Raw genomic sequence first — 25,622 nt, 5'->3', positions numbered from 1 at the left:
ATCGGGGCTTGCTGATCAGACGAGTGCATAAAGCGAGGCGACCGGGCGATGGCCGTGTTTCTCCAGAAACGCTTCCATCTTCTCAAGATCGACAGCCCCGTTATCCGCATAATCGGCGGCGTGTACGCCGCCCGAAATATAGAGCACATCGAGACCGAAACCGGCAGCGCCCTTCACATCGGTCAGCACACCGTCGCCAATGCCGAGAATACGGCTTTTGTCGACGACGCCGCCGCGAATTTCTTCCGCCGCATGGAGCGCCGCCTCGTAGATCGGGCGATGCGGCTTGCCGGCGATCAACGTGCGCCCGCCCAGCTGGCCGTAATCGCGCGCAAGAGCGCCCGCACACCAGACAAGACGCGGACCGCGCTCAACCATGATGTCGGGATTGGCGCAGATGAAAGGCAGATTGCGCGAACGCAGACGCTGCAGCAGATCGGCGTAATCGGCAGGCGTTTCCACATCGTCATCGGCAAGACCGGTGCAAACGACACCATCGGCCTCGAATTCTTCCACCAGCTCCACATCCAGCCCGTCATAGATCGACAATTCGTTCTCACGACCGATATGCAGAACTTTGCGCGGACCTTCGGCGATCAGATCGCGGGTCACGTCGCCGGAGGTGACGACACGGTCATAGGTATCCGCAGGCACGCCCAGCATTTCCAGCTGCGCTTCGACACCCGGATGCGGGCGCGGAGAATTGGTGACGAGAATGACCGTGACGCCTCTGGCGCGGGCGCGCTTCAGCGCATCGACAGCAGCCGGATGTGCAGCAACGCCATTATGCACCACGCCCCAGACGTCGCAGAAGAACACGTCATACTGGCCGGCCAGGTCATCGAGGCTTTCAAGCTGCTTCATAGTCTTCCTCTTGATATTCCATTTCTGAGGCGAGCAATGCCCGCTTATCTGCGCTGCATGGGCTCCATCTAACGCAGCCGATCAAAACTGTCACGAGCTTTACCGCCAATAAGCCGAGAAAGCGCCGCGTCTAAACACCCCATCAGGAAAGACTTAATAAGCTTACTGGCAGATTCACCGATCATTTACCGCGCTTCGTGACCGACTGTTAGAAAGATGCTGCTAGGAACAGCGCACAACCTTTCGGTTCAACCAAAAGCAACACAACCTTTCGGGCGGGCGTGGATTTGAATAACTGGAGCGGACCAGCAAGGCGGCTATGCGCTGCCTGTGTGACCGGCTTTGCACGCAAGGCCAATTTCGGACGCCTTGCCGAAAGAGCAAACCGGTTTCGCGGGGATGAACGTGGCAATTTCGCGATGATCACCGCCATATTGCTGGTGCCGCTGCTCCTTGTCGGTATGGTCGCGATCGATGCGACCAATCTCATGCGCACCCGCAACAACGTGCAGGCCGCGCTTGACGCTGCGGCGCTGGCGGTCGGCAAGCGCTTTTCGACCGGCGCGAGCGAGGCCGACATGCAGGCCTATGGCGGCAAGGTCTTCAATGTGAACCTGACCGCCCTTGCCGCAGACCGCGTCGCCTTTGCCATCAACTTTCCTCGAACATCGAACGATGACCAGCAGATCGAGGCCACCGCAAGCTTCCGATATCCATCGCTGTTTGGTTCCATCGCAGCCCAGCTGACCAATTCGGCTGACGATTGGGACAACAAGCAATATGCGATGAGTTCCTTCGTCCGGTTGAAGAACACCGTCGAAGTGGCGCTTGTGCTCGATAATTCAGGCTCGATGAATGACACCGGCGCAGGTTCGAACAAGCAACGTCTGCAGTTGCTTAAAGATGCCGCAACGCAGCTTGTCGACACCATGGCTGCACAATCGGCGCTGATTACGCGTGTTGAAAAGCCGATACAGTTTTCGCTCGTACCTTTTGCCGGATCGGTCAATGTCGGGCCGAACTATCTTAAAGAAACATGGATGGACCCAAGCGGGACCTCCCCGGTCAACCTCGAAAACTTCACCCTGCCTGTTGAGATCGATAATACGCGCAGCATCATCGAAAACCCGAAAGGCAGCGGCCTTTACTTCAAATCGGGCAGCGGCTGGGGCACGGACAACAACAAGGCATTTTCCCGCGCCGCGCTCTATGCCGATCTTGCAAAGCGTTCGTCCGCCTCCTGGATTCCATGGGCGGGATGTGTCGAGGCGCGTCCCGGAGCATTGGCGCTGGACGTGACGCCCCCAACCGAGAGCAAACCGGAAACTCTGTTTGTGCCGATGTTTGGTCCGGCGGAGTATTACGATGTCGATTCGAAAAACAACCCGACGAATCTTACGCTGAACAGCTGGTGGACGGACGATTTGAAATTGAGCGGCGCGGCCCGCCAGAAGGACCTCAAGAAATATTATCTGAACAACGTGCTGTCGAAGCGTTCTGATGGCGGTGGCCCGAATTACAGCTGTACTACTACAGCCATCACGCGCCTGACTGATATCACCAACGATGCGGGTAAGGCCACGATCAAGACGGCCATCAAGGCCATGCAACCGAATGGCGGTACGAATGTGCCCGAAGGCATGGCTTGGGGCTGGCGCACGCTCGTCCAGGGTGCACCCTTTACGGAGGGTCGCCCGTCGACCGACCGCGGCAACGACAAGGTCGTCATCGTGCTCACCGACGGCGCTAATACCTACTACACCTATAATTCGCTAGCAGGATCGAACAGGGATAAGGCCAGCAATCTGTCCTACTATTCGGCGCATGGCTATACGAGCCGCACCACGAAGGGCTACAGCCAGACCCGGCTGTTTCAGGAAAGCGGCGTCTCCGTTTCGCAAGATAACGGCGTCTACACCAAAGCGATGAATGCCCGCTTTGCTACGCTTTGCAACAACGCGAAAAATGCCAACATCATCATTATGACCGTCGCGGTGGACCTGAACAGCAGCAAAACGGACGAAAAAGCCCAGATGGAGCTTCTAAAAACCTGCTCGTCCGATTCCCGTGTTCGCCTCGACGGCGGCAAGCCAGCGAAACTGTTCTGGAACACCACGGGCGGCGAACTGGCCGAAACCTTCCGTCAGATCGGCGATGAGCTGTCAAACCTGCGCATCGCGGGTTGATCCTGCAAACCGAACCACCATATGCGGAGCGGGCCACCCGGCCCTCCGCATGTTGGGCCGCCCGATCCCTTCGCGAACGGTGCAAATTAACCATCATTCGCCTGTCAAATTTTTCAGGCAATCTTGACAAGAAAAGATACGGCCTCTATCTCAAAGGCACGTTAGCACTCTGGAAGAGAGAGTGCTAACAGCGCGGATCGGCTTGATCCGCATAACAGGGTTCAACGTCTATAACACCAAGGGTTATACCATGGCTGATATCAAGTTCCGCCCGCTTCATGACCGCGTCGTCGTTCGTCGCGTTGAATCGGAAGCAAAGACCGCTGGCGGGATCATTATCCCTGATTCCGCTAAGGAAAAGCCGCAGGAAGGCGAAGTCGTCGCTGCTGGCGCCGGCGCTCGTGACGAAGCTGGCAAGCTCGTTCCGCTGGACGTCAAGGCTGGCGACCGCGTTCTGTTCGGCAAGTGGTCGGGCACGGAAGTCAAGATTGGGGGCGAAGACCTGCTGATCATGAAGGAATCCGACATTTTGGGTATCGTCGGCTAATTCATTTAGCCCGGAGCATTTCCAGCAAAAGTGCTAAGCGGTTTTGCGTAGGATAATGCTTAAAAACAAAGAGACAGAGCGGTTTCGCTCCTGCCTCAAAACCAATTCACCATACCTGACCGGGATATTCCCAGGAGAGTAAAATGGCTGCAAAAGACGTAAAATTCGGTCGCACTGCGCGCGAAAAGATGCTGCGCGGCGTCGATATCCTCGCTGACGCTGTTAAGGTCACGCTCGGCCCGAAAGGCCGCAACGTCGTGATCGACAAGTCCTTCGGCGCTCCGCGCATCACCAAGGACGGCGTTTCGGTCGCCAAGGAAGTCGAACTGGAAGACAAGTTCGAAAACATGGGCGCACAGATGCTGCGCGAAGTGGCTTCCAAGACCAACGACACTGCCGGTGACGGCACCACCACCGCGACCGTTCTCGGTCAGGCCATCGTTCAGGAAGGCGCCAAGGCTGTTGCCGCTGGCATGAACCCGATGGACCTGAAGCGCGGTATCGACCTCGCAGTTTCGGAAGTTGTTGCAAACCTTCTCGGCAAGGCCAAGAAGATCAACACCTCGGAAGAAGTTGCACAGGTTGGCACGATCTCCGCTAACGGCGAAGCCGAAATCGGCAAGATGATCGCTGAAGCGATGCAGAAAGTCGGCAACGAAGGCGTCATCACGGTTGAAGAAGCCAAGACTGCCGAAACCGAACTCGAAGTCGTTGAAGGCATGCAGTTCGACCGCGGCTACCTGTCGCCGTACTTCGTCACCAACCCTGAAAAGATGGTTGCTGACCTCGAAGACGCCTACATCCTTCTGCACGAAAAGAAGCTCTCGAACCTCCAGGCTCTTCTGCCGGTTCTCGAAGCTGTCGTTCAGACCTCCAAGCCGCTCCTCATCATCGCTGAAGACGTTGAAGGCGAAGCTCTTGCTACCCTCGTCGTCAACAAGCTGCGTGGCGGCCTGAAGATTGCTGCCGTCAAGGCTCCTGGCTTCGGCGATCGCCGCAAGGCCATGCTCGAAGACATCGCGATCCTCACCGGTGGTCAGGTTATCTCCGAAGATCTCGGCATCAAGCTCGAAAGCGTTACGCTCGACATGCTCGGCCGCGCCAAGAAGGTGTCGATCTCCAAGGAAAACACCACGATCGTTGACGGTGCAGGCCAGAAGGCCGAAATCGACGCGCGCGTTGGCCAGATCAAGCAGCAGATCGACGAAACCTCTTCGGACTACGACCGTGAAAAGCTTCAGGAACGCCTTGCCAAGCTCGCTGGCGGCGTTGCCGTGATCCGCGTCGGCGGTGCAACGGAAGTTGAAGTGAAGGAAAAGAAGGACCGCGTTGACGACGCCCTGAACGCAACCCGCGCTGCGGTTGAAGAAGGTATCGTTGCTGGCGGCGGCACCGCTCTGCTCCGCGCTTCGGTTCAGATCAAGGCCAAGGGCATCAATGCTGACCAGGAAGCTGGCATCAACATCGTTCGTCGTGCGATCCAGGCTCCGGCCCGTCAGATCACGACCAACGCTGGTGAAGAAGCTTCGGTCATCGTCGGCAAGATCCTCGAAAACGGCTCCGACACCTTTGGCTACAACACGGCCAACGGCGAATATGGCGATCTGATCGCTCTCGGCATCGTTGACCCGGTCAAGGTTGTCCGTACGGCCCTGCAGAATGCAGCTTCGGTTGCTGGCCTGCTGATCACCACGGAAGCCATGATCGCTGAACTGCCGAAGAAGGATGCAGCTCCGGCTGGCATGCCTGGCGGCATGGGCGGCATGGGCGGCATGGATTTCTAAGAAATCCATAAAGCACGCCCATGAGTGGATAAGCCTGCGCCGCAAAGCGGCGCGGGTGGCGGCATGGACTTCAAGCAAGTCCATAAAGCACTACTTTAAAGAGAACCTCCGGTTTCGACCGGAGGTTTTTTTATGCCTAAAGGACTGATGCAACGCCCAATTATGCACCCGCTCCGATGCGGGATCGCGACCACTGGGCGCCTTTCTGTTACGCAGCGTAACCATCTGTGATTTATAAAAAATTTACCCTTCGCCCCCTTTGCCCAAGATAAAATTCTATTTTAGCAAGTTCTCATTGACTTGAGGCAACCATTCGTGGTCAATCCGGTTGAAATGAGATGGACTTCCAGTTTGCCCCCGCACCCCGGAAGTCCTGTCTCAGGCGACAGGAAAGGCAGGCTTCGGCCTGCCTTTCCACTTTCAGACGCTTCTTTCACAGATTTCCGGCGACCACATTTTTGTGCGTATTTGCGAATGCAGGCCCGTTCGTGCTTTTGCCCGACGCGCTTCAACTTGCCTCCCGCCGATTTTGCCCTATCGTTATCGCAACGGAAAGAGGACGGAAAATCTCATGCGCAAAGAATTGCCTATCGACACTGCCCCCAAGGATGGTCGCAAGATTACGGTCGTCTGGACCGACGAAGACGACCAGCGGAATGAATCCATCGCGCAATATCGTTCGCTGGCGCAATTGAACGCTGGCGGGGGGCAGTGGGACGAGACCGACACCGGCTGGTGGACCTTCACCGACAGCAAGACCCAGCGCAAGATCGAACCGACCGCGTGGATCTCCGAAACCGAGGGCGGCGACGACGATAATGAAGACAACTGAAGAACGCGGAAATTTTCCGCTCAAATAAAGTTGAATTTTATAATCATATTTTGTCAAATAGCGACGTAAGGAAAATACGGAGCTACCAATCCCTCGGTAGTGCTATATTCATTGCCATGACGCCCGGTTGCGGGCTGAAAGCTAGCCGGAGACATGAAATGACCGCCACGCGTACCGAAACAGATACTTTCGGACCGATCGATGTTCCCGCCGACCGCTATTGGGGCGCGCAGACGCAGCGCTCCTTGCAGAATTTCAAGATCGGCGGCGAGCGCATGCCCCTGCCGCTCGTCCATGCTCTGGGCGTTGTGAAACGCGCCGCAGCGGAAACCAATATTGCGCTCGGCAAGCTTGATCCGGTTCTCGGTCAGGTCATCGCGGTTGCAGCTTCCGAAGTGATTGAAGGCAAGCTTGACGATCATTTTCCGCTCGTCGTCTGGCAGACCGGTTCCGGCACGCAGTCGAACATGAACGCCAATGAAGTGATCTCCAATCGCGCCATCGAACTGCTTGGCGGCGAAAAAGGTTCCAAGAAGCCGGTTCATCCGAACGACCACGTCAATATGAGCCAGTCGTCCAATGACAGCTTCCCGACAGCGATCCACATCGCCACGGCGGTTGAAGCCGTCAATCGCCTTTACCCGGCGCTGGAGCATCTGACCAAGGCGCTCAAGGTCAAGGAAGACGCCTTCCGGGACATCATCAAAATCGGACGCACCCATACGCAGGATGCAACGCCCGTCACGCTTGGGCAGGAATTTTCCGGCTATCGCGCAGCGCTTGAATATGCGCGTCATCGTATCGAGCAATCGCTGGCCGATGTTTTCCTGCTTGCGCAGGGCGGTACGGCGGTGGGCACCGGTCTCAATGCGCCGATTGGCTTCGACACCGGTTTTGCCGATGCGGTCAGCGAAATCACCGGCCTCTCCTTCAAGACCGCGCCGAACAAGTTTGAAGCGCTGGCGAGCCATGGCGCGGTTCTCAACTTCCATGGCAGCCTGAACGCGCTGGCGGCTGATCTGTTCAAGATCGCCAATGATATCCGCTTCCTGGGTTCCGGCCCGCGCTCCGGCCTTGGCGAATTGTCCTTGCCGGAAAACGAGCCGGGCTCGTCCATCATGCCCGGCAAGGTGAACCCGACACAGGCGGAGGCCATGACCATGGTGGCAACGCAGGTCTTTGGCAACCAGACCGCCGTGACTGTCGCCGCGAGCCAGGGCCATTTCGAACTGAACGTCTTCAAGCCGGTCATCGCCTATAACGTCCTGCAATCGATCCGCCTGCTCAGCGATGCGATGGTCTCTTTCGCCGATCATTGCGTGGACGGCATCGAAGCCAATGAAACCCGCATCAAGGAATTGCTGGACCGGTCGCTGATGCTGGTGACCGCGCTGGCGCCCGCCATCGGCTATGACGGTGCAGCGAAGATCGCCAAAACCGCACACAAGAACGGCACGACCCTGCGCGAGGAAGCGCTGGCGAGTGGGCTTGTGAGCGCCGAAGACTACGACCGGCTCGTCCGGGCGGAGCGCATGATTGCGCCTGAATAATCAGGGGCAAATGATCGTCTACATGCAGTGAACGAACTGTCGAGAATTATACGTCTTTTCTTGACAGTAGTTAGTCGATAATTGGTGGCTTAGTTCAACAGGAGATAGCTCCCCCATGTCCTCGATTACCCCACAGTCCAACGGCGCTGTAACACTCATCGCCCGCGTGTTTCTTTCGATCCTCTTCATCATTGCCGGTTTCGGCAAGCTGACGGCTATTTCCGGCACGGCTGGTTATTTCTCCAGCATCGGCCTCCCGCTTCCAACGGTTACGGCTGTGGTCGTCGGCCTCGTTGAGTTCGTGGGCGGCATCGCCATTCTCGTTGGCTTCCAGACCCGTATCGCAGCCGCCATCGTCGGCCTGTTCACCATTGGTGCAACGCTCGTTGCGCACATGGACTTTTCTCAAGGCATGAACGCCCTGATGGCGCAGAAGAACCTTGCCATCGCTGGCGGTCTCTTCCTGCTCGCTCTGCATGGCGCAGGCTCGCTGTCGATCGACGCCAAGCGCGGCTGATCAAAGCCTGAATCACAACGCACCGCCTTCGATACTATTGGGCGGTGCGCATGAAATGAATAAAGCCGCGTCCGCATGAAACATCGGGCGCGGCTTTTTTGTTCTGCTCTCGACCGCTTTCGCACCGCCAGCGCGAACACGCAATTTTTATCGAAACAACCTTTTCAGAATCTTCTTCCGATATAGTTTGTGCGGGCAGAGCACCCCGATAATTAAGCCTCCCATTTCAGCATTTAATGACCACCGCTCCGCAAACGATCCATTGCATGCCCAAATTCCTCCCCAAGCATAGATTGTAGAGAAAAATGTCTGTTTCCACCGCAACCCGCAGTCAGTCTCCCACTGGCTCAACCCCTGTTGGAAATTTCGGTTTCGCGCTGACCAGCCTGACCGTTCTGTTCTTCATGTGGGGCTTCATCACCAGCCTCAACGACATTCTGATCCCGCATCTGAAGAACGTCTTCCAGCTCAACTATACCCAGTCGATGCTGATCCAGTTCTGCTTCTTCGGCGCATACTTCATCGTATCCCTGCCCGCCGGAGCATTGGTCAAACGCATCTCCTATAAACGCGCCATCGTCGTCGGCCTTGTGGTCGCTGCGATTGGCTGCGCGCTGTTCATCCCGGCGGCGTCATACCGGGTCTATGGGCTGTTTCTCGGTGCGCTTTTCGTGCTGGCTTCCGGCGTGACGATCCTGCAAGTATCGGCAAACCCCTATGTGACGATCCTCGGCAAGCCGGAAACAGCCGCCAGCCGCCTGACGCTGACACAGGCGTTCAACTCGCTCGGCACTACGATTGCACCGCTTTTCGGCGCATTGCTGATCCTGTCTGCTGCAACCACCGACGCTACCGTCGCGTCCGAAGCGGATGCAGTCAAATTTCCCTATCTCCTGCTGGCACTGGCCTTCGTCGTCCTCGCCATCGTCTTCGCCATCCTGAAACTGCCGGATGTGGAAGCGGAAGAAAGCGCGGTCGCGGACGAAGGTTCTGCCTGGCAGTACCGGCATCTGGTGCTGGGCGCCATCGGCATTTTCGTCTATGTGGGCGCGGAAGTCAGCGTCGGCAGCTTCCTCGTCAATTTCCTGAGTGACCCGAGCGTGGTCGGACTGTCCGAAACCGAAGCTGCGCATCACGTCGCCTATTTCTGGGGTGGCGCCATGGTTGGCCGCTTCATCGGTTCGGCAGCCATGCGCTATATCGATGACGGCAAGGCGCTGGCCTTTAATGCCGTCGTGGCCATTCTGTTGCTGCTCCTCACGGTCGCGACAATCGGCAATGTCTCCATGTGGGCGGTTCTGGCCATTGGCCTGTTCAACTCGATCATGTTCCCGACCATCTTCAGCCTGGCGCTGCATGGACTTGGCAAACATACCAGCCAGGGTTCAGCAATTCTCAATCTCGCCATTGTCGGCGGCGCGATCATTCCGCTGATCCAGGGCGCGCTGGCGGATACGGTCGGCCTTCATTACGCCTTCCTGATGCCGATCATCTGCTATGTCTATATCGCCTTTTATGGCCTCGTTGGCAGCAGACCGAAACGCTAATCCAAAACACAAAAGCCGGTCTGAACTCAGACCGGCTTTTCATTGAACGTCATAGCATAACGAAAGCGTCAGGCCACGAGACCCTTGCGGATACGCTCGGCAATTTCCGCGACACGGGCATTGCCATGGCTGCGGCGCGCCGAGACGAGGCAGGCCTGCGAGCGCAGGATGATGCCATCTTCCAACACCTTGAGACGATTGGCGCGCAAGGTGGAGCCGGTGGACGTAATATCGACAATCATGTCGGCGGACCCTGCCGCCGGAGCGCCTTCGGTCGCGCCGAGGCTTTCCACGATGCGATAGACCTGAATGCCATGCTTTTGCGAGAAGAACTGCTGCGTCAGACGCCAATATTTAGTGGCGATGCGCAAACGGCGACCATGACGCTGGCGAAAATCGGCAGCCACGTCATCAAGGTCGGCCATGCTGGTCACATCGCGCCAGACTTCGGGCACGGCGACAACAACATCGGCGTGACCGAAACCCAGTTCCGCCTCGATGGCCACGCGCTCATCGGCATGGGCCAGTGTTTCGCGCACGAGGTCTTCGCCTGTCACGCCCATATCAACGCTGCCATAACCCAGCTCGCGGGCAATCTCGGAAGCCGACAGGAACAGGATATCGAGATCGTCTTCGCCTTCGACGCGCGCACGATAATTACGGTCGTCATCCGGCAGGATCACCTTGTAACCGGCCTTTTCGAGAACGGCGAGCGTCTGTTCCTTCAGCCGCCCCTTGGACGGCAATGCCAATGTGACGCTCATTTCGTTGCTCCCGCCAGCACTTGCAGCCGGTCCAGCCAGATCGAGAAGCCGACGCCGGGAATGTTTTCGGAAGCGCCGAGCATGGTCAAAAGCCGGTCGTAACGACCGCCGCCCGCCAGAACCGCATCCTTTTCTACGGCCGCGGCGCGGATTTCGTAAACGAGGCCGGTATAATAATCGAGCGGACGCCCGAACGACGCGTCATAGACGATATCGCTGGTCTTGATGCCAGCCGCGGCAATCGCTTCGGCACGGGCTTCGAATTTCTGAAGCACAGCGCCAAGATCGAGCGCATTTTCGGATGCGAAGGCCCGCAATGTCACCGCCGCGGAATCGAGCGTGACATGGGTTTCCAGAAACTGCTTGAGCAGATCGAGCGCCGAAGCGGGGAACCGCGTGGCGGCCAGATCTTCCTTTTCGATCAGGCGGCGGGCGATTTCCGCAGGCGAACGGCCAGCGCCCGGCGAAATGCCAGCTTCCAGCATTTCTGCTTCCAGCGTGCGCGCAAGGCCGGTTTCGTCACCTTCTGCAACGAGAACGGCCAGCGTTTCCGGCAGCGAATCGCGCAGCTTGTCGCCCGTCAGTTCGGCCAGAGCCAGTTGCATGGAATGCGCATCACCGAAGGAACGCAGCAGCTTCTTGCGCCAGCCCTGCGGCAAACCAAGCGCTTTCAGCATGCCTGCGAAAACCGACTGGTCACCCAGCACGATTTCGAGCTTGGCTTGAGGGACAACGGAACGCACACAGGACAGCGCATCGGCAATCGAGCGCGCATCCGAAGCCGCTTCATCGGCAGCACCCAGATCCTCGATGCCTGCCTGAAGAAACTCAGCCGCGCCGTCACGGCGCTGGCGAAACACTTCGCCGAGATAAGCGTAACGCTTCGGCGTTGCGGCATTGAGCGCAATATGGTTGCGGCAGACCGGAATGGTGAATTCCGGCCGCAGGCACAGGCTGTCGCCATTCTCGTTTTCGGTGAGGAAAATGCGACGGCGCAGATCCTCGCCCGCCATATCCAGAAATGGATCGGCAGGCTGGATCAGCGGTATTTCCACCAGATCGGCATCGCGCGCATCAAGCTCAGTGCGAAGCGCGTTGAAAACCGGCGATGTGCGCGTTGCAACCATGATTCCGATCACTTTGCGGCTTGAGCGCGGTCCTGCGCCTGACTGCTGAGAATTTCCCGAACCGCTTCGACCAGTCCGTCTTCCTTGACGGTGATCTGCGCCGGACGGCTCTCGCGCCAGGTCACATTGTCCTCAATCTCGGCGGAAAGGCGCTTGCCCTCGACCAGATCCTTGATCTGCACTTCACCGGCTTCGCGCTCCTGCGAGCCCTGAATGATCACGCATGGCGCATCGCGACGGTCGGCATATTTCATCTGCGCCTTCATGCCGGAACCGCCGACATACATTTCAGCGCGGATGCCCTGCTGCCGCAGATCGGAGACCATCTTCTGATAACGACCGAGGCTTTCCGTGTCCTTGTCCATCACCAGCACGACGACCGGGCCGACGACATCCGACACATCCAGCTTGCCGAGGTTTTTCAGCGCCGTCATCAGGCGCGAAACGCCGATGGAGAAGCCCGTCGCCGGAACCGGCTCGCCACGGAAACGCGACACGAGGCCGTCATAACGACCACCGCCGCCAACCGAACCGAACACGACCTTCTGGCCGTCTTCATTGGTCACGTCGAACAGAAGTTCGGCTTCGAAAACCGGGCCGGTGTAATATTCAAGACCGCGCACCACGGACGGGTCGATCTTCACGCGGCCATCATAGCCGCCTGCCGAGAACAGCGCCTGCATGTCGGAGAGTTCGGTGACACCTTCTTCGCCCTTGGCATTGCCTGCAACGACGGCGCGCAGATTGGCAATCGTATCGGCTCCGGTCGTACCACCGGCGGCGGTAAAGGCCAGCACCTTTTCAATTGCAGCAGGGCTAAGTTCAGCACCCTTGGTAAAATCGCCGCTTTCGTCGAGGCGACCCTTGCCGAGCAGAAGGCGCACGCCCTCCGGGCCGAACTTGTCGAGCTTGTCTATGGCGCGCAGCACGTTCAGGCGCTTGGCAGCATTGCCCTCGCCTTCAAGGCCGATGGCATCCAGCACACCGTCCAGAACCTTGCGGTTGTTGACGCGGATCGCATAGTCGCCACGACGAATGCCAAGGCGCTCCAGTGTGTCGGCCATCATCATGCACATTTCGGCATCGGCAGAGACGTTCGGCGCGCCAACCGTGTCGGCGTCGAACTGCATGAACTGACGGAAGCGGCCCGGGCCCGGCTTCTCATTGCGGAACACCCAGCCATTGCGATAGCTGCGATAAGGCTTCGGCAGCTGCTCGAAATTTTCGGCGACATAGCGCGCCAGCGGCGCGGTCAGATCGTAGCGCAGCGACAGCCACTGCTCATCGTCATCCTGAAAGGAAAACACACCTTCATTCGGACGGTCCTGATCCGGTAGGAACTTTCCGAGCGCGTCGGTATATTCCACCAGCGGCGTTTCCACCGGCTCAAAGCCATAGAGGTCATAGACTTCGCGGATCGTCGCCATCATCTTTTCGGCGGCGCGCAAGTCGTCCGGAACCCGATCGACAAACCCGCGCGGCAGCCGCGCCTTCATCTTGTCCGCTTTATCGGCCATTTTTCCTGCCTGATCGCTAAATATATACAATACATGCCGGAAAAACCGGCAGCAAACCCGTTGCCGGTTTCCTAACCGATCAAGTCCGTTGCGGCAAGTGCGGGAAGCGTGTTCAGCGTGCGGCAATGGCGACGGCAGCGCCCGCCATCACGCCAGCGCTGGTTCTATTGGCAATGCGCATCATGCGCGGGCTGCGCAAAACGCGCCGGGCCTGCGCGGCCAGCACCACCCATGCGGTGTCTACTGCCGCCAGCACGACAAACATGACAGCCAGCAGTTCTGCCCAGCCGACAAGCGAAACGTGGTTGATATTCACGACCGTCGGCAGAATGGCGATGTAAAAGACCATGATCTTCGGATTGCCGAGCGTGACGGCAAGTGCACTGAGAAAAAGCTTGCGCCCTTCACCCTCGCGCGGAATGGCGTTTTCATCCGCTTCTTCATTGACCGGGGCGGTCCACATTTTCCACGACAGATAGATCAGATAGGCCACGCCCGCATATTTCAGCACCAGAAACGCGGTGTGGAAGCTGTTGGCGAGAGCGGACAGGCCCCAGACGGCAAGCGACAGCCACACGGCATCGCCGAGCCAGAGGCCAAACATGAATGGAAAGACGCCCTTATGCCCACGGCTGATGACACGCGCAACCAATGCGCCGACATTCGGCCCCGGCGTGCCCGCAGCAACGACCAGAATACCCGCGAAAGCAATGAGCGATGTCAAATCCATAGCCAATCTCCGAACAAGCGCGTTTTTCTGGCAGAAAGACTGCTCCTTAGCAATCCCTGTTTCTTGGCGCGTAGCTTATTGGGGCCGCTTGAATGCCTGCCGCAGTTTTTCTATTTGGGCACGGCAGTGGCAGCCTTCGATGTGGTCGTTGACCAGACCCATGGCCTGCATGAAGGCATAAACCGTTGTCGGCCCGACGAAGGACCAGCCGCGCTTTTTCAAATCCTTGGAGATGCGGATGGATGTATCGGTTTTCGGATTGGCCACCAGCGTCGGATAATCGACCACGGCGGGGCGGTCCGCCGCACCCGGCTCGAACGACCAGAAATAGGCCGCTAGCGAGCCCTTTTCCGCGACCAGTTCAATGGCGCGGTTTGCATTGTTGATGGTCGATTCGATCTTGCCGCGATGGCGCACGATACCCTTGTCGGCGAGCAGGCGTTCCACGTCTTTTTCGTCATATTGTGCAACGCGGTGGAAATCGAAGCCGTCGAATGCCGTGCGGAAATTTTCGCGCTTGCGCAAAATCGTCAGCCACGACAGCCCCGACTGGAAACCTTCAAGGCATATCTTCTCGAACAACCGGAAATCGTCGGAGACCGGCACGCCCCATTCATTATCATGATAGGCGAGATAATCCGGCAAGACGCCCGGCCAGAAGCAGCGGGTCTTGCCATCCTCGCTGACGATCAAACCTGTCTTGACCTCGGCAACATCACTCATTTTCCCGCCTCCATTTTCTTAGCTCACGACACTATCCGAAAACTGTTTCCCACTTTTCGGGGACATGCGCAAAGCTTCATCGATCATTAAACATGTGACGCAACCCGACGCTAACCACAACTCTACTTAGAGCTTCAGGCAGGCAGAACACGCGACCGAAATTTACCTTTACGATTCCATTGGGGCGCACAATCCCGTCATGAAATTGAACGTTGTTCTCCTGACAGGGCATGTCAGGAGGTGCAGCCAGGCAACCGCGCCAATGAACCCAGACAGGTGAAGAAACCCGGATGATGGCGCAAAGAGGGACGGATCTGGACCATGAAACCACGTCATCTTCTTTTGATCGGATCGCTCGCGGCGATTGCCGTTTCCGTCGTCAGCACCGGCATGGCCTTCGCCAGTGAACGTTATGCAACCCTGCCGCCGGTCGCAGTCAGTCCCGATCTGTCCGCGCCTTGGGTAGCGCAGCTGCACGGCCAGCCTGCTCGCGTGCGCCAGATGCCAGACGGCACCGTCCAGCAGCCCGTGCGCCGCACAACGGTCAAGCAACGCCAGAAGCAGAAATCGAGCTATCGTCAGGTTTCGTACCAGCGCCCGGCGCAAAACCCGGCCACGGCACCGGCCAAGCGCCAGATCGACCCGGCCTATCTGCCGCAGAGCGTTTCCTATTCCGGCAAGGAAAAGCCCGGCACCATCGTCATCGATACAGGCAAGCGCTTTCTCTATCTGGTCGAATCCGGCGGCACGGCGATGCGTTATGGCGTCGGCGTCGGCAAGCAGGGCTTTAGCTGGAAAGGTTCGCAGCGCATCAGCCGCAAGGCCGAATGGCCAAGCTGGACGCCGCCGAAGGAAATGATCGCCCGCGAGCGCAAGAAGGGCCGCATCCTGCCTGCGCGCATGGATGGCGGTGTCAACAATCCGCTTGGCGCACGCGCCCTTTATCTCGGTTCCACGCTTTACCGTATTCACGGCACCAACCAGCCATGGACCATCGGCAAGGCCATGTCTTCCGGCTGCATCCGCATGCGCAACGAGGATGTGACCGATCTCTACGAACGGGTTCCCATCGGCGCCCGCGTCGTGGTTCGCTGACCCGTTGCGGAACAGTTTTACAGTTGAACAAAGCCGCCCTGTCCGCAGGGCGGCTTTTTCCATTCATAATTCTGAAACGTTGGATTATTTGAGGAAAAGAGCCTGCAACAAGTCGCAAAACGACCTGAAAAGGCTTTTGCTTTTCCCGCGAACACCCATATGCTGCCAGTGATGATTTGAGAAAATATGGACGGAGCCGCCAGAGGGCGGCCAGAAATGCGGTTGTACCGGATATGAGCCGGTGCCGTATTTTGATGGAGGGAAAGGATAGTTCATGACCGTACCGACCGTAAAACTGAATGACGGCAACCATATTCCGCAGCTCGGTTACGGTGTCTGGCAGGTGGGCAATGATGAAGCGGTTACAGCGGTCAGCGAAGCACTGAAAGCGGGCTACCGGCACATCGACACTGCCGCGATCTATGGCAATGAAGAAGGCGTTGGCAAAGCCATCAACACTTCGGGCATTGCACGCGGCGACATCTTCCTGACGACCAAACTCTGGAACAGCGAGCAGGGCTATGAGTCGACGCTGAAAGCGTTTGCGACCAGCCTGAAAAAGCTCGGCACCGATTATGTGGATCTCTATCTGATCCATTGGCCGATGCCTTCCAAAGACCTGTTCATGGAAACATGGCGCGCCTTCATCAAGCTGAAGGAAGAGGGCCTCGTGAAGTCCATTGGCGTGTCGAACTTCCGCACCGCCGATCTTGAACGCATTCTCAAGGAAAGCGGCGTCACGCCGGTTCTCAACCAGATCGAGCTGCATCCGCAGTTCCAGCAGGACGAGCTGCGCCTGTTCCATGGCAAGCACAACATCGCCACGGAAGCCTGGAGCCCGCTTGGGCAGGGCAAGATTCTGGAGGACGAAAAGCTGAAGGCGATTGCCGCGAAACACGGCAAGTCTGTCGCGCAGGTTATCCTGCGCTGGCATATCGAGACCGGCAATATCGTCATTCCGAAGTCGGTCACGCCCGCGCGCATCAAGGAAAATTTCGAGGTCTTCGATTTCAGCCTCAATGGCACCGATCACGATGCCATCACCAAGCTGGACAAGACCGATGGCCGTATCGGCCCGAACCCGGCCACGTTCTCTGCGGGCTGATCCAAAGCATTCGAACAAAAAGCCGGGCACCTGCCCGGCTTTTTCTATCGCAATAATTTCAGACTACCGGTCAGTGAGCGGACCCATTTGGCGGGACCGGCGATCCCCACCCCATCAATGACCTCGGCGGCAAGATCGCGGTTCGGAAACGTGGTTTCATATTCCGCATAGACATGCATTGCCCGCGCGAAGGCTGGAAAGGCCACAACCGCTTCCCTGTCTTCATGTGCAGCCGCTTTCAACAGGATCGACCGGATCGTTTCCGCGTCCGCTTGCAGGATCGGCACAGGACGGTCGGAGCTGATGTCGATGGCGACGCCTGAGCGATCAACCAGTTGCCGCGCCGCAACTTGCGGCAGCTGCGCACCAAGTCCGATTGAGATGGCCGCGACCGTATTTGCTAAAAGGCCCTGCGCCAGATCAGGGTTGACGATAACGGCGAGACGCAGATCTTCCTGCATGATGGCTCCAGAATTTTGGTGTTTCTGTCTGAGAAATACACCGCATCTCCGGGGCGATCCTGCCTTTCTTACCTGATTATGATCATGATAAGGTAGCTTCTACCCAAACTTACTATAATTCAGGTAGATTTTATGAGCATGCTGGAACCGTCCGATATTCGCATTCTCGAAGCTTTGCAGGAAGACGGTCGCCTGACCAATCAGGCGCTGGCCGATCAGGTCGGCATGTCCACCTCCCCCAGTTGGCGCAAGATGCGCAAGCTGGAAGACGATGGCGTGATCGACGGCTATCGCGCCAATCTCAATCGCAAGGCAATCGGTCTTGGCGTCATGGCCTTCGTGCGGATCAAGATCGACAGTCACAGCGAGTTGGAGGCGGAACAGTTCGCCGCCGAGCTGATGGACCTCGACGACGTGATCACCTGCTACAGCATCGCTGGCGATGCCGACTTTCTGCTGCAGGTGGTCTCACGCGATCTCGACACCTATGCCGATTTCGCCATGTCCACACTCCGCCGCCTGCCGCGTATCAAGGAAATGCAGACGACCTTCGTTCTGAAAGAAACGAAAAGCTTCAAGGGCTTTCCGTTGCACTATGCCGCGTCAGTGAAGACGGGAGCCTGAGAGAGCGACCGGCTTCGGCCCGCCATAGGCCCAGTCGATCAGCTCCACCGTGTGGACAATCGGCAACTTGCTGCCGGTGGCGATCTGGGTCATGCAGCCGATATTGCCGGTTGCGATCAGAGCCGCACCCGTTGCCTCGATATTCTTCACCTTGCGGTCGCGCAGCTTGGCGGCAATCTCCGGCTGCATGATGTTGTAGGTGCCAGCCGATCCGCAGCACAGATGCCCTTCCAGCGGTTCCTTCACCGTAAAGCCCGCTTTTGAGAGCAGGTCTTTAGGCTGCCGCACAATTTTCTGCCCATGCTGCATCGAGCAGGCCGAGTGATAGGCGACCGTCAGTGGCTGCGGCGCATCGGGTTCCGGCAGGTCGATGACGGTCAGATATTCGGTGATATCCTTTGCCAGCGCCGAAACCCGCGCAGCCTTGTCCTGATAGGCCGGATCGAGCCGCAACATGTACCCATAATCCTTGATCGTCGTGCCGCAGCCGGACGCCGTGACGATGATCGCGTCGAGACCGCCCGCCTCGATCTCGCGCATCCAGACATCGACATTGTGCCGCGCCTGTTCCAGCGCCTGCTCCTCGCGGCCCATATGGTGAACCAGCGAACCGCAGCACCCTTCGCCCTTCGGTGTCACCACTTCGATGCCGAAGCGGTTGAGAAGTCGCAAGGTGGCGGCATTGATACCCGGATTGAGCACAGGCTGCGCACAGCCGTTGAGAATTGCCACCCGACCGCGCTTTTCGCCCTTGGCGGCGCTGATGGTTTCGACGGGAACCGCCGCTGGCAGGCTTTGCGGCGCGAGATCAAGCATCGCCGCCATGGGTTTCAGGGCGTCGCTCTTGCGCAAAAGCGGCGCAAACGGCTTGCCGAGCTTTGCCAGTTTCAGCGCTGCGCGGAACCGGCCCGGATAAGGCAGAACCTGCGCCAGAACACCACGCAGAAAGCGGTTCATGAACGGGCGCTTGAAGGTTTTCTCGATATGCGCGCGGGCATGATCGACCAGATGCATATAATTGACGCCTGAAGGACAGGTCGTCATGCAGGAAAGGCACGACAGGCAGCGGTCGACATGGCGCACGACTTCCTCATCCGCAGGACGCCCGTTTTCCAGCATGTCCTTGATCAGATAAATGCGCCCTCGTGGGCTGTCGAGTTCATTGCCCAGCGTCACATAGGTCGGGCATGTGGCCGTGCAGAAGCCGCAATGCACGCATTTGCGCAGGATTTTTTCCGATTCCTGAACGCTCGCGTCGAGCAGCTGGTCGGGGCTGAAATGGGTTTGCATCGTGTCACGCTCCAACCTGATGAGAATGCATGCGGCCCGGATTGAGAATATTTTCCGGATCGAATTGCTGCTTCAACCGCTGCGACAAGGCCGCAAGTGCTGTTGGCTGCGGTTCGAAAACGTCAACACCGGCGCGGATCGCCTCCGGCGCGCGCACCAGCGTCGCATGCCCGCCGCCATGTCTGGCGATCAGCTTGCGCAAGATCTGCGCTTCCGGGTCGGCCTCCATCCGCATCCAGATCAAGCCGCCTTGCCAGTCATAATAGGCATCGACGCCTGCATGACGACGGAACTCGTCCACCATCTGCCAGCCCTGCATCGGCGTCATCGAAACACGCCATACAGCACGATTGTCGCCCGCATTGGCATAAGGCAGGACATCGCGCACTTCGCGCCAGAGCTGCTGCGATTGCGCCCCGTCGAGCGCTTCCACCATGCCGGACTGGCGGAGCAATGCCTGCAATTGGCGGCTGCGATGCTCGACCGAAGGCGCAAAGCCCTCAAGCCGCAACACGGTCGCCGCTTCCCAGCCGAGCTTTCCATCAAGGAAGCGATTGGCAACCGTCGGCGGCAAATGTGCTGCCGAAGCGACCTCCTCGCGCGATCCCATAGCCATGGCCATGACACGCGCCGCCTGTTCGTCGGTCAGCCCGCGCACGACAAGCGTGGCCGCCGTTTCCGGCTTCGGCAGAACCTTGAACGTCACCTCGGTGGCGACGCCCAGCGTGCCCCAGGAATTGGCCATGCCCTTGGACAGATCATAACCCGTCACATTCTTGACCACGCGACCGCCGGACTTGAACAATTCGCCCCGTCCCGACACAACGCGCACGCCAAGCACATGATCGCGCGCAGCACCCGCCTTGAGACGGCGCGGACCAGACAGATTGGCAGCCAGCGCGCCGCCGATCGTGCCGCGACCGCGCTCGCCCGACAGCAAAGGACCGTAATCCATCGGTTCAAAATGGAAGCACTGATTGTTGTCGGCCAGAAGCTTTTCAATCTCGACCATCGGCGTTCCGGCCTTTGCCGAGAGCACCAGTTCGTCCGGCTCGTACAGGGTCACGCCCGTAAGCTGCGACACGTCGAGCACGCGGCCCGCATCGACCCTGTGTCCAATGCCGCGCTTGGAGCCATGGCCGATAATTTCCAGCGGGGTGGAGCTGGCCAGCGCGTCCTGCACCGCATCCAGAACGCCCGCCTCATCCTGCGGCTTTAGAATATTTGCATCGCTCATGATCAAAACCACAACTCAGAATCGGGGAACATCCGGGAAGGCCAGCTCGCCGCGATGCACATGCATGCGACCAAGCTCGGCGCAGCGGCGCAATTGCGGAAACACCTTGCCCGGATTGAGCAGATGCTTGGCGTCGAAAGCACATTTGACGCGCATCTGCTGGTCGAGATCGATGTCATTGAACATTTCCGGCATCAGATCGCGTTTTTCAATGCCGACGCCATGTTCGCCGGTGAGAACACCGCCAACTTTCACGCAGAGCCGCAAAATATCTGCGCCGAAATTTTCGGCTGCTTCCAGTTCACCGGGGATATTCGCATCATAGAGGATCAGCGGATGCAGATTGCCGTCGCCTGCGTGGAACACATTGGCCACCCGCAATCCGTATTTCTCGGACAAGTCGCGCATGCCCGACAGGACACGCGGCAGTTCCTTGCGCGGAATGGTTCCATCCATGCATAGATAGTCGGGCGAAATGCGCCCCACCGCCGGGAAAGCTGCCTTGCGCCCGGCCCAGAAAGCCAGACGCTGCTCTTCCGACTGCGACAGAATGCAGGTCGTGGAACCATTGCGCAGTGCGAGCGCCTCAACCCGTCCGATCAGGTGATCGACCTCGACCGGCGGGCCGTCGAGTTCGACGATCAACAGCGCTTCCACGTCGAGCGGATAGCCAACGCGCACAAAATCCTCCGCCGCCTTGATGGCGGGTCGGTCCATCATTTCCATGCCGCCGGGAATTATGCCTGCGCCGATAATATCGGCCACACACTGGCCGGCCTGCTCGCTGGATGGAAAGCCGACCATGACGGCGCGCGCCGTTTCCGGCTTTTGCAGGATACGCACGGTGATTTCCGTCACCACGCCCAGCAGTCCTTCCGAGCCGGTCATCAGACCCAAAAGATCATAGCCCTCGCTGTCGAGATGCTTGCCGCCGAGGCGCAACACCTCGCCGGTGATCAGCACCATCTCGATGCCCAGAACATTATTCGCTGTCAGGCCATATTTCAGGCAATGCACGCCACCGGCGTTTTCCGCCACGTTGCCGCCAATCGAGCAGGCAATCTGCGACGACGGATCGGGCGCATAATAAAAGCCCTCATGCTCAACGGCTTTGGTAATGCCGAGATTGGTCACGCCCGGCTGCACCACGGCGACACGGTTGGGATAATCGATTTCGAGAATGCGGTTGAAGCGCGACATGCCGAGCAGCACCGCATCCTGCAAGGGCATGGAACCGCCCGACAGCGATGTGCCCGCACCGCGCGGCACGACGCGAATGCCATTCTCGTGGCAATAACGCAGAACTTGTGAGACCTGATCGACCGTTTCCGGCAGCACAACCACCAGCGGCAGCGAACGATGCGCCGTCAGGCCGTCGCTCTCGAACACACGCATCGCATTGACCGTATCGACCACGCCCTCGCCCGGTACGATATCGCGCAGATCATCCACGATCTGCCCGCGCCGCTGCATGACGGACGCATCCGGCTCCGGCATAATCAATCCGCTCATTTGCTCCTCCGCCGCTGGGCAGACCCTCTTCGTCAAGGTGCCGCCAGCCTTCAAATGCCGCCCCGGTTTTCATCCTCGCTTGAGAACCGGAACGGTCGTAACGCGCTGTTTTAACGCCACGCCAACCGAGATGGACAGACCCGATCTTTTCTGGAATAGCTCTAACATGCACAGTGCACCCTGCGCCGCATTCGTCAAGTGGTAAATCATTTTTACCACTTGCACCTTTCGCATAACAGTTTTCACGCTGTGGCATAATTGCTTGCGGAGCCTTGCAACGCTGGGCTAGATGCAATTGAAGCGCAGGGCAATTCGGGGGATCAGACGATCATGATGAGCAGCAGTCTGGCCGATATGGAAATCTTTGCCCGCGTGGTCGCAACCGGCAGCATGTCGGCGGCGGCTCGCGATCTCGGCCTGTCGCCTGCCGTGGTTTCCAAGCGTCTCGGTCGTCTGGAAGAGCGCCTCGGCACCCGGCTCCTGCAACGCACCACGCGGCAAATCGCGCTGACCGAGGCTGGTCAGGGCTATCATGAGCGCGTGCTGGCCATTCTTTCCAATATCGAGGAAGCGGAAGCTTTCGTCGCGCGCCGCTCGGCGGATGCGCGCGGCACGCTGAAAATCTCGGCTCCCACGACCTTCGGGCGCATGCATATCGCCCCCTATCTGGTGCCTTTCATGCGCGCCAATGCCGACCTGACCGTCAATATGCAATTGACCGACGAAATGGTCGATATTGTCGGCGACGGTTATGATCTCGCCATCCGCATCGGTGAATTGTCGGATTCGACCCTTGTGGCCCGCAGGCTGGCGCCGGTCCGCCGATTGCTTGTCGCATCGCCCGGTTATATCGCGGAACGCGGCACGCCTGAGACCATCGAAGATTTGCAGGCCCATATCTGCCTTGCGCCGCACAACAATGATCCTTGGCGGCTGGAAGGGCCGAAAGGCCCGATTGTCATTCGCCCGGTCGGACCACTCCAGACCAATTCCAGCGAAATGGTGCGCGAGGCCGTGCTGGCCGGTCTCGGCATTGCCCAGCGCTCCACCTGGGATATCGGCCCTGAACTGGCCGCGGGCAAGCTTGTGCAGGTGCTGCCCGACTATACCGCATCGCGCAACGTGGCCATTCACGCGGTCTATCCGTCGAAACAGTTCCTGCCTGCCAAGGTGCGCCTGTTCATCGACTATCTTGCCGACCTTTACGGGCCCGTTCCCTATTGGGAGAGCGGCAGTTCTCCACAGGGCGCATCTCAAAAATAGACATCAAGTCTTTTGCCGACTATGAAACGCTGCGCATTAGAAAGCGTGCATATAAATACGGTGCGGCATGAACTCCCATCATGCTGGCCGTATCGTTCCGACTTTTGAGGAAAGATAATGAACACTCCGATCCGCTTCATTCTCGCTATCATCGTTGCCGTTGTCGTCGGCTGCGGCTTCATGTTCTACGACAAGTCCCGCGGTGCGGAATGGGTCGTGTCCCCGCAACAGATCGAACAGGCCAAGGCCGAAGGTAAATCCGGCGTCGAAAGCCGCCCCGGCACTGTGACCGTGCTGCCGATCCGCAGCGAAACGGCTGATGCGTTGCCGTTCAAATGGGCGATGTATGGCGTTGTCGCCGGTCTGTTTGTGCTGGTTGCGACGCGCAAGCGCAAAAAGGCTTAAAACCCCTTTTTTCCAGCATCATAAAGCCCGGCTGGATCACCAGTCGGGCTTTATTTTCAATAGAGCGGTTCCTGTTTTGACGGAATCGTCGGAACCGCTCTAAGTATTTATTTTTACGCATTTCCAGACGCAAACCGCTTCGCACTTTTGCTGGAAAAGCTCTATATTCCGTTGCCGGGTCCGTCCCTTGCGGCTACCTTGCCGCCGATACGCAGAGGGCTTGAACGGCATGGCCGAAACGATTTTTTCCCGCATACAGGCGAGCCGCACAGCGGACGACGTCGTATACCAGATCGAGACGCTCATTCTGGAGGGCGTTCTGCGCGGCGGCGACCGTCTGCCAGGCGAACGCGAACTGGCACGCCAGTTCGACATTTCCCGGCCCATCCTGCGCGATGCCTTGAAGCGCCTTGAAACGGCTGGCCTTTTGACCTCCCGCCATGGTGGCGGAACATTTGTCGCCGATGTGATCGGGCAGGTCTTCAGCGCGCCCGTAGTCAAGCTTTTTGCCGACCACCGCAAGGCGACCGCAGACTATCTCGAATATCGCCGCGAGATCGAAAGCATCGCCGCCGAATATGCGGCGTTGCGTGCCACACCCGCCGACAAGGCGCTTTTGACGGAAATCATGCATGCGATGGAGACGGCCCATGGCGCGAGCGATTTCGACACCGAAGCGCGGCTTGATGTCGAGCTGCACAATGCGGTCGGCGAAGCCGCGCACAACATCGTGCTGTTGCACACTTTGCGCTCCTGCTACCAGCTGTTGAAGGATGGCGTGTTTTACAACCGCAGCCTCATCTACAGCTATCCGGGCGTCGCCGACATGTTCCTTTCGCAGCATCGCGCTATCTATGACGCGGTGATGGCTGGCAACCCGCAGGCCGCCCGTGAAGCGGTGCAGAAGCATATCCGCTTCGTCGAGCAGGCCACCCATGACCGCGAACTGAACGAAGAACGCGAGCGCGTGTCGCAGCTGCGCTTCCGCCAGCGGGCGGGCACCAATGCGGTGAAGGAAGTGAAGGACGACGGCGAATGACTGGTGTGGTTTTCAAGGATGCATGCGGCCCGCAGAACATTCGCCTTTATGCCATTGGCGACGTGCATGGGCGCTTCGATCTGTTGCAGGATATGCACGGATTAATCCGCGCCGATCTCGACCATCGCCCCGTCCATGACTGGCGCATCATCCATCTCGGCGATTACATCGACCGGGGACCGCAATCCAAGGAAGTGCTCGATTTTCTCATCGAGGCGGCTGCGCACGATCCGCGCATCCTGTCTCTTCTCGGCAATCACGACGAAGGCTTTCTCAATTATCTCGCCACCGGCGACACGGCAGGCATCTTCGCTCTGCATGGCGGCGTGGAGACCGGGCGCTCCTATGGCGTGGAACTCGATTTTTCCGATCCGGACAAAGCCCGGCGCGGACACGAGGCTCTGGTGAAAGCCGTACCGCAAGCGCATGTCGATTTCATACGCTCGATGCCGCGCTGGCTGTCGTTCGGGGACTTCTTTTTCTGCCACGCAGGCGTCAACCCCGTTGTCCCGCTTGAAGAGCAGGACCCGGACGACCTCATCTGGATACGCACTTTGTTTTTGAAATGGACCGGTCCCCTCGCAAAGGTGATCATCCATGGGCATACGCCGCAAGGCGCGGTCGATGTTCAGCCCAACCGCGTCAATCTCGACACCTATGCCTGGAAGAGCGGCCTGCTCTCGGCAATCGCAATCGATGGCGCGGAAAAGCGCTTCATCGAAGCGAATTAATGAGCGCTGGAAATTCCGTAACCATCGCTCGAAACCATGGTGTTACCGGCATCGACGGTGAAGATGCCGACAGCCATGAACACGATCGCGGAGACCATCAGGACGGTAAGAAGGGCGGCATGCTTGGCGGTCATATTCGGGAACTCTTTCGACGGTTGCCGGATGAAATTCG

General features: G+C 58.4%; 25 protein-coding genes. 14 read left to right on the top strand and 11 right to left on the bottom strand.

What is annotated here, in order from left to right; all coding sequences use genetic code 11:
* Positions 1 to 15: 15 nt before the first annotated feature.
* On the bottom strand, positions 16 to 864 hold the full coding sequence (locus tag ABWW11_RS15595; RefSeq protein ID WP_109367801.1) for a TIGR01459 family HAD-type hydrolase: 849 nt from the start codon (positions 862 to 864) through the stop codon (positions 16 to 18).
* A gap of 332 nt (positions 865 to 1,196) precedes the next feature.
* Here ABWW11_RS15595 and ABWW11_RS15590 point away from each other — a divergent pair, with 332 nt between their 5' ends.
* The 7 genes from ABWW11_RS15590 to ABWW11_RS15560 all read left to right on the top strand — a co-directional run bounded on the left by ABWW11_RS15590 (position 1,197) and on the right by ABWW11_RS15560 (position 9,827).
* Positions 1,197 to 3,050 (top strand): TadE/TadG family type IV pilus assembly protein, encoded by a 1,854-nt coding sequence (locus tag ABWW11_RS15590; protein ID WP_319080559.1) that lies wholly within the window; start codon positions 1,197 to 1,199, stop codon positions 3,048 to 3,050.
* A gap of 250 nt (positions 3,051 to 3,300) precedes the next feature.
* On the top strand, positions 3,301 to 3,597 hold the full coding sequence (groES, locus tag ABWW11_RS15585) for a co-chaperone GroES (protein ID WP_109368036.1): 297 nt from the start codon (positions 3,301 to 3,303) through the stop codon (positions 3,595 to 3,597).
* Between the two features lie 143 nt (positions 3,598 to 3,740).
* Positions 3,741 to 5,381, top strand: a complete 1,641-nt coding sequence (groL, locus tag ABWW11_RS15580; protein ID WP_109367802.1) for a chaperonin GroEL — start codon at positions 3,741 to 3,743, stop codon at positions 5,379 to 5,381.
* A gap of 571 nt (positions 5,382 to 5,952) precedes the next feature.
* Positions 5,953 to 6,213 carry a hypothetical protein gene (locus tag ABWW11_RS15575; protein WP_109367803.1) on the top strand — a complete coding sequence of 87 codons (261 nt, stop codon included), beginning with the start codon at positions 5,953 to 5,955 and terminating at the stop codon, positions 6,211 to 6,213.
* A 158-nt stretch (positions 6,214 to 6,371) separates the two neighbouring features.
* On the top strand, positions 6,372 to 7,763 hold the full coding sequence (gene fumC / locus ABWW11_RS15570) for a class II fumarate hydratase (protein ID WP_109367804.1): 1,392 nt from the start codon (positions 6,372 to 6,374) through the stop codon (positions 7,761 to 7,763).
* 115 nt (positions 7,764 to 7,878) lie between these two features.
* Positions 7,879 to 8,280 (top strand): DoxX family protein, encoded by a 402-nt coding sequence (locus ABWW11_RS15565; RefSeq protein WP_109367805.1) that lies wholly within the window; start codon positions 7,879 to 7,881, stop codon positions 8,278 to 8,280.
* Positions 8,281 to 8,585: 305 nt separating this feature from the next.
* Positions 8,586 to 9,827, top strand: coding sequence for a sugar MFS transporter (locus ABWW11_RS15560; protein WP_109367806.1), 1,242 nt, complete (start codon positions 8,586 to 8,588; stop codon positions 9,825 to 9,827).
* 68 nt (positions 9,828 to 9,895) lie between these two features.
* Here the strand turns inward: ABWW11_RS15560 and hisG are convergent, their stop codons facing one another.
* The 5 genes from hisG to ABWW11_RS15535 all read right to left on the bottom strand — a co-directional run bounded on the left by hisG (position 9,896) and on the right by ABWW11_RS15535 (position 14,688).
* Positions 9,896 to 10,591 (bottom strand): ATP phosphoribosyltransferase, encoded by a 696-nt coding sequence (gene hisG, locus ABWW11_RS15555; RefSeq protein WP_109367807.1) that lies wholly within the window; start codon positions 10,589 to 10,591, stop codon positions 9,896 to 9,898.
* The gene (locus ABWW11_RS15550) at positions 10,588 to 11,718 is read right to left on the bottom strand and encodes an ATP phosphoribosyltransferase regulatory subunit (RefSeq protein ID WP_109368037.1); all 1,131 of its coding nucleotides are present in this window, start codon (positions 11,716 to 11,718) and stop codon (positions 10,588 to 10,590) included. The genes hisG and ABWW11_RS15550 overlap by 4 nt, the downstream gene beginning before the upstream one ends.
* A gap of 8 nt (positions 11,719 to 11,726) precedes the next feature.
* Positions 11,727 to 13,235 (bottom strand): histidine--tRNA ligase, encoded by a 1,509-nt coding sequence (gene hisS, locus ABWW11_RS15545; RefSeq protein ID WP_109367808.1) that lies wholly within the window; start codon positions 13,233 to 13,235, stop codon positions 11,727 to 11,729.
* Positions 13,236 to 13,347: 112 nt separating this feature from the next.
* Entirely contained in the window at positions 13,348 to 13,965 is a 618-nt protein-coding gene (locus tag ABWW11_RS15540) for a LysE family translocator (protein ID WP_109367809.1), read from the bottom strand.
* A 75-nt stretch (positions 13,966 to 14,040) separates the two neighbouring features.
* Complete coding sequence (locus ABWW11_RS15535) at positions 14,041 to 14,688, bottom strand: DNA-3-methyladenine glycosylase I (RefSeq protein WP_109367810.1); 648 nt, start codon at positions 14,686 to 14,688, stop codon at positions 14,041 to 14,043.
* 321 nt (positions 14,689 to 15,009) lie between these two features.
* Between ABWW11_RS15535 and ABWW11_RS15530 the strand changes: the two genes are divergently transcribed.
* Positions 15,010 to 15,783 carry a L,D-transpeptidase gene (locus ABWW11_RS15530; RefSeq protein ID WP_121538905.1) on the top strand — a complete coding sequence of 258 codons (774 nt, stop codon included), beginning with the start codon at positions 15,010 to 15,012 and terminating at the stop codon, positions 15,781 to 15,783.
* 274 nt (positions 15,784 to 16,057) lie between these two features.
* Positions 16,058 to 16,888 carry an aldo/keto reductase gene (locus ABWW11_RS15525; protein WP_109367812.1) on the top strand — a complete coding sequence of 277 codons (831 nt, stop codon included), beginning with the start codon at positions 16,058 to 16,060 and terminating at the stop codon, positions 16,886 to 16,888.
* A gap of 44 nt (positions 16,889 to 16,932) precedes the next feature.
* On the opposite strand, the gene ABWW11_RS15520 is transcribed toward ABWW11_RS15525, so the two are convergent.
* On the bottom strand, positions 16,933 to 17,349 hold the full coding sequence (locus ABWW11_RS15520; protein WP_109367813.1) for a DUF2000 domain-containing protein: 417 nt from the start codon (positions 17,347 to 17,349) through the stop codon (positions 16,933 to 16,935).
* A gap of 132 nt (positions 17,350 to 17,481) precedes the next feature.
* Here ABWW11_RS15520 and ABWW11_RS15515 point away from each other — a divergent pair, with 132 nt between their 5' ends.
* Entirely contained in the window at positions 17,482 to 17,973 is a 492-nt protein-coding gene (locus tag ABWW11_RS15515) for an Lrp/AsnC family transcriptional regulator (RefSeq protein WP_109367814.1), read from the top strand.
* Here the strand turns inward: ABWW11_RS15515 and glcF are convergent.
* The 3 genes from glcF to ABWW11_RS15500 are packed head-to-tail and all read right to left on the bottom strand — an operon-like array spanning position 17,953 to position 22,012.
* Positions 17,953 to 19,263, bottom strand: a complete 1,311-nt coding sequence (gene glcF / locus ABWW11_RS15510) for a glycolate oxidase subunit GlcF (protein ID WP_109367815.1) — start codon at positions 19,261 to 19,263, stop codon at positions 17,953 to 17,955. The genes ABWW11_RS15515 and glcF overlap by 21 nt on opposite strands.
* 4 nt (positions 19,264 to 19,267) lie before the next feature.
* The gene (gene glcE / locus ABWW11_RS15505; RefSeq protein ID WP_109367816.1) at positions 19,268 to 20,500 is read right to left on the bottom strand and encodes a glycolate oxidase subunit GlcE; all 1,233 of its coding nucleotides are present in this window, start codon (positions 20,498 to 20,500) and stop codon (positions 19,268 to 19,270) included.
* A 15-nt stretch (positions 20,501 to 20,515) separates the two neighbouring features.
* A complete protein-coding gene (locus ABWW11_RS15500; protein WP_109367817.1) occupies positions 20,516 to 22,012 on the bottom strand; it encodes an FAD-linked oxidase C-terminal domain-containing protein in 1,497 nt (498 codons plus the stop codon).
* A 333-nt stretch (positions 22,013 to 22,345) separates the two neighbouring features.
* On the opposite strand from ABWW11_RS15500, the gene ABWW11_RS15495 reads away from it, so the two are divergent.
* From ABWW11_RS15495 to ABWW11_RS15480, 4 genes are all read left to right on the top strand, one after another.
* The gene (locus ABWW11_RS15495; protein WP_109368038.1) at positions 22,346 to 23,275 is read left to right on the top strand and encodes a LysR family transcriptional regulator; all 930 of its coding nucleotides are present in this window, start codon (positions 22,346 to 22,348) and stop codon (positions 23,273 to 23,275) included.
* Between the two features lie 117 nt (positions 23,276 to 23,392).
* Positions 23,393 to 23,680: a hypothetical protein gene (locus ABWW11_RS15490; protein WP_109367818.1), complete on the top strand. Its 288-nt coding sequence runs from the start codon at positions 23,393 to 23,395 to the stop codon at positions 23,678 to 23,680.
* A 229-nt stretch (positions 23,681 to 23,909) separates the two neighbouring features.
* On the top strand, positions 23,910 to 24,719 hold the full coding sequence (locus ABWW11_RS15485) for an FCD domain-containing protein (RefSeq protein ID WP_109367819.1): 810 nt from the start codon (positions 23,910 to 23,912) through the stop codon (positions 24,717 to 24,719).
* On the top strand, positions 24,716 to 25,450 hold the full coding sequence (locus ABWW11_RS15480) for a metallophosphoesterase (protein ID WP_109367820.1): 735 nt from the start codon (positions 24,716 to 24,718) through the stop codon (positions 25,448 to 25,450). The genes ABWW11_RS15485 and ABWW11_RS15480 overlap by 4 nt, the downstream gene beginning before the upstream one ends.
* Here ABWW11_RS15480 and ABWW11_RS15475 read toward each other — a convergent pair.
* On the bottom strand, positions 25,447 to 25,584 hold the full coding sequence (locus ABWW11_RS15475) for a hypothetical protein (protein WP_167836115.1): 138 nt from the start codon (positions 25,582 to 25,584) through the stop codon (positions 25,447 to 25,449). The genes ABWW11_RS15480 and ABWW11_RS15475 overlap by 4 nt on opposite strands.
* Positions 25,585 to 25,622: the final 38 nt, after the last annotated feature.

This window comes from Brucella sp. NBRC 113783 (genome assembly GCF_040372265.1).
In the GTDB taxonomy this organism is placed as follows: domain Bacteria; phylum Pseudomonadota; class Alphaproteobacteria; order Rhizobiales; family Rhizobiaceae; genus Brucella; species Brucella teleogrylli.
Note: the sequence above shows the minus strand (reverse complement) of the source record. Positions and strands in the feature narration are given on the sequence as shown.

Bases quoted from the DNA above. Each gene is read 5' to 3' on its own strand.
- ABWW11_RS15595 (WP_109367801.1), bottom strand. From the start codon at position 864: ATGAAGCAGCTTGAAAGCCTCGATGACCTGGCCGGCCAGTATGACGTG.
- groES (WP_109368036.1), top strand. From the start codon at position 3,301: ATGGCTGATATCAAGTTCCGCCCGCTTCATGACCGCGTCGTCGTTCGT.
- groL (WP_109367802.1), top strand. From the start codon at position 3,741: ATGGCTGCAAAAGACGTAAAATTCGGTCGCACTGCGCGCGAAAAGATG.
- ABWW11_RS15575 (WP_109367803.1), top strand. From the start codon at position 5,953: ATGCGCAAAGAATTGCCTATCGACACTGCCCCCAAGGATGGTCGCAAG.
- fumC (WP_109367804.1), top strand. From the start codon at position 6,372: ATGACCGCCACGCGTACCGAAACAGATACTTTCGGACCGATCGATGTT.
- ABWW11_RS15565 (WP_109367805.1), top strand. From the start codon at position 7,879: ATGTCCTCGATTACCCCACAGTCCAACGGCGCTGTAACACTCATCGCC.
- ABWW11_RS15560 (WP_109367806.1), top strand. From the start codon at position 8,586: ATGTCTGTTTCCACCGCAACCCGCAGTCAGTCTCCCACTGGCTCAACC.
- hisG (WP_109367807.1), bottom strand. From the start codon at position 10,591: ATGAGCGTCACATTGGCATTGCCGTCCAAGGGGCGGCTGAAGGAACAG.
- ABWW11_RS15550 (WP_109368037.1), bottom strand. From the start codon at position 11,718: ATGGTTGCAACGCGCACATCGCCGGTTTTCAACGCGCTTCGCACTGAG.
- hisS (WP_109367808.1), bottom strand. From the start codon at position 13,235: ATGGCCGATAAAGCGGACAAGATGAAGGCGCGGCTGCCGCGCGGGTTT.
- ABWW11_RS15540 (WP_109367809.1), bottom strand. From the start codon at position 13,965: ATGGATTTGACATCGCTCATTGCTTTCGCGGGTATTCTGGTCGTTGCT.
- ABWW11_RS15535 (WP_109367810.1), bottom strand. From the start codon at position 14,688: ATGAGTGATGTTGCCGAGGTCAAGACAGGTTTGATCGTCAGCGAGGAT.
- ABWW11_RS15530 (WP_121538905.1), top strand. From the start codon at position 15,010: ATGAAACCACGTCATCTTCTTTTGATCGGATCGCTCGCGGCGATTGCC.
- ABWW11_RS15525 (WP_109367812.1), top strand. From the start codon at position 16,058: ATGACCGTACCGACCGTAAAACTGAATGACGGCAACCATATTCCGCAG.
- ABWW11_RS15520 (WP_109367813.1), bottom strand. From the start codon at position 17,349: ATGCAGGAAGATCTGCGTCTCGCCGTTATCGTCAACCCTGATCTGGCG.
- ABWW11_RS15515 (WP_109367814.1), top strand. From the start codon at position 17,482: ATGAGCATGCTGGAACCGTCCGATATTCGCATTCTCGAAGCTTTGCAG.
- glcF (WP_109367815.1), bottom strand. From the start codon at position 19,263: ATGCAAACCCATTTCAGCCCCGACCAGCTGCTCGACGCGAGCGTTCAG.
- glcE (WP_109367816.1), bottom strand. From the start codon at position 20,500: ATGAGCGATGCAAATATTCTAAAGCCGCAGGATGAGGCGGGCGTTCTG.
- ABWW11_RS15500 (WP_109367817.1), bottom strand. From the start codon at position 22,012: ATGAGCGGATTGATTATGCCGGAGCCGGATGCGTCCGTCATGCAGCGG.
- ABWW11_RS15495 (WP_109368038.1), top strand. From the start codon at position 22,346: ATGAGCAGCAGTCTGGCCGATATGGAAATCTTTGCCCGCGTGGTCGCA.
- ABWW11_RS15490 (WP_109367818.1), top strand. From the start codon at position 23,393: ATGAACACTCCGATCCGCTTCATTCTCGCTATCATCGTTGCCGTTGTC.
- ABWW11_RS15485 (WP_109367819.1), top strand. From the start codon at position 23,910: ATGGCCGAAACGATTTTTTCCCGCATACAGGCGAGCCGCACAGCGGAC.
- ABWW11_RS15480 (WP_109367820.1), top strand. From the start codon at position 24,716: ATGACTGGTGTGGTTTTCAAGGATGCATGCGGCCCGCAGAACATTCGC.
- ABWW11_RS15475 (WP_167836115.1), bottom strand. From the start codon at position 25,584: ATGACCGCCAAGCATGCCGCCCTTCTTACCGTCCTGATGGTCTCCGCG.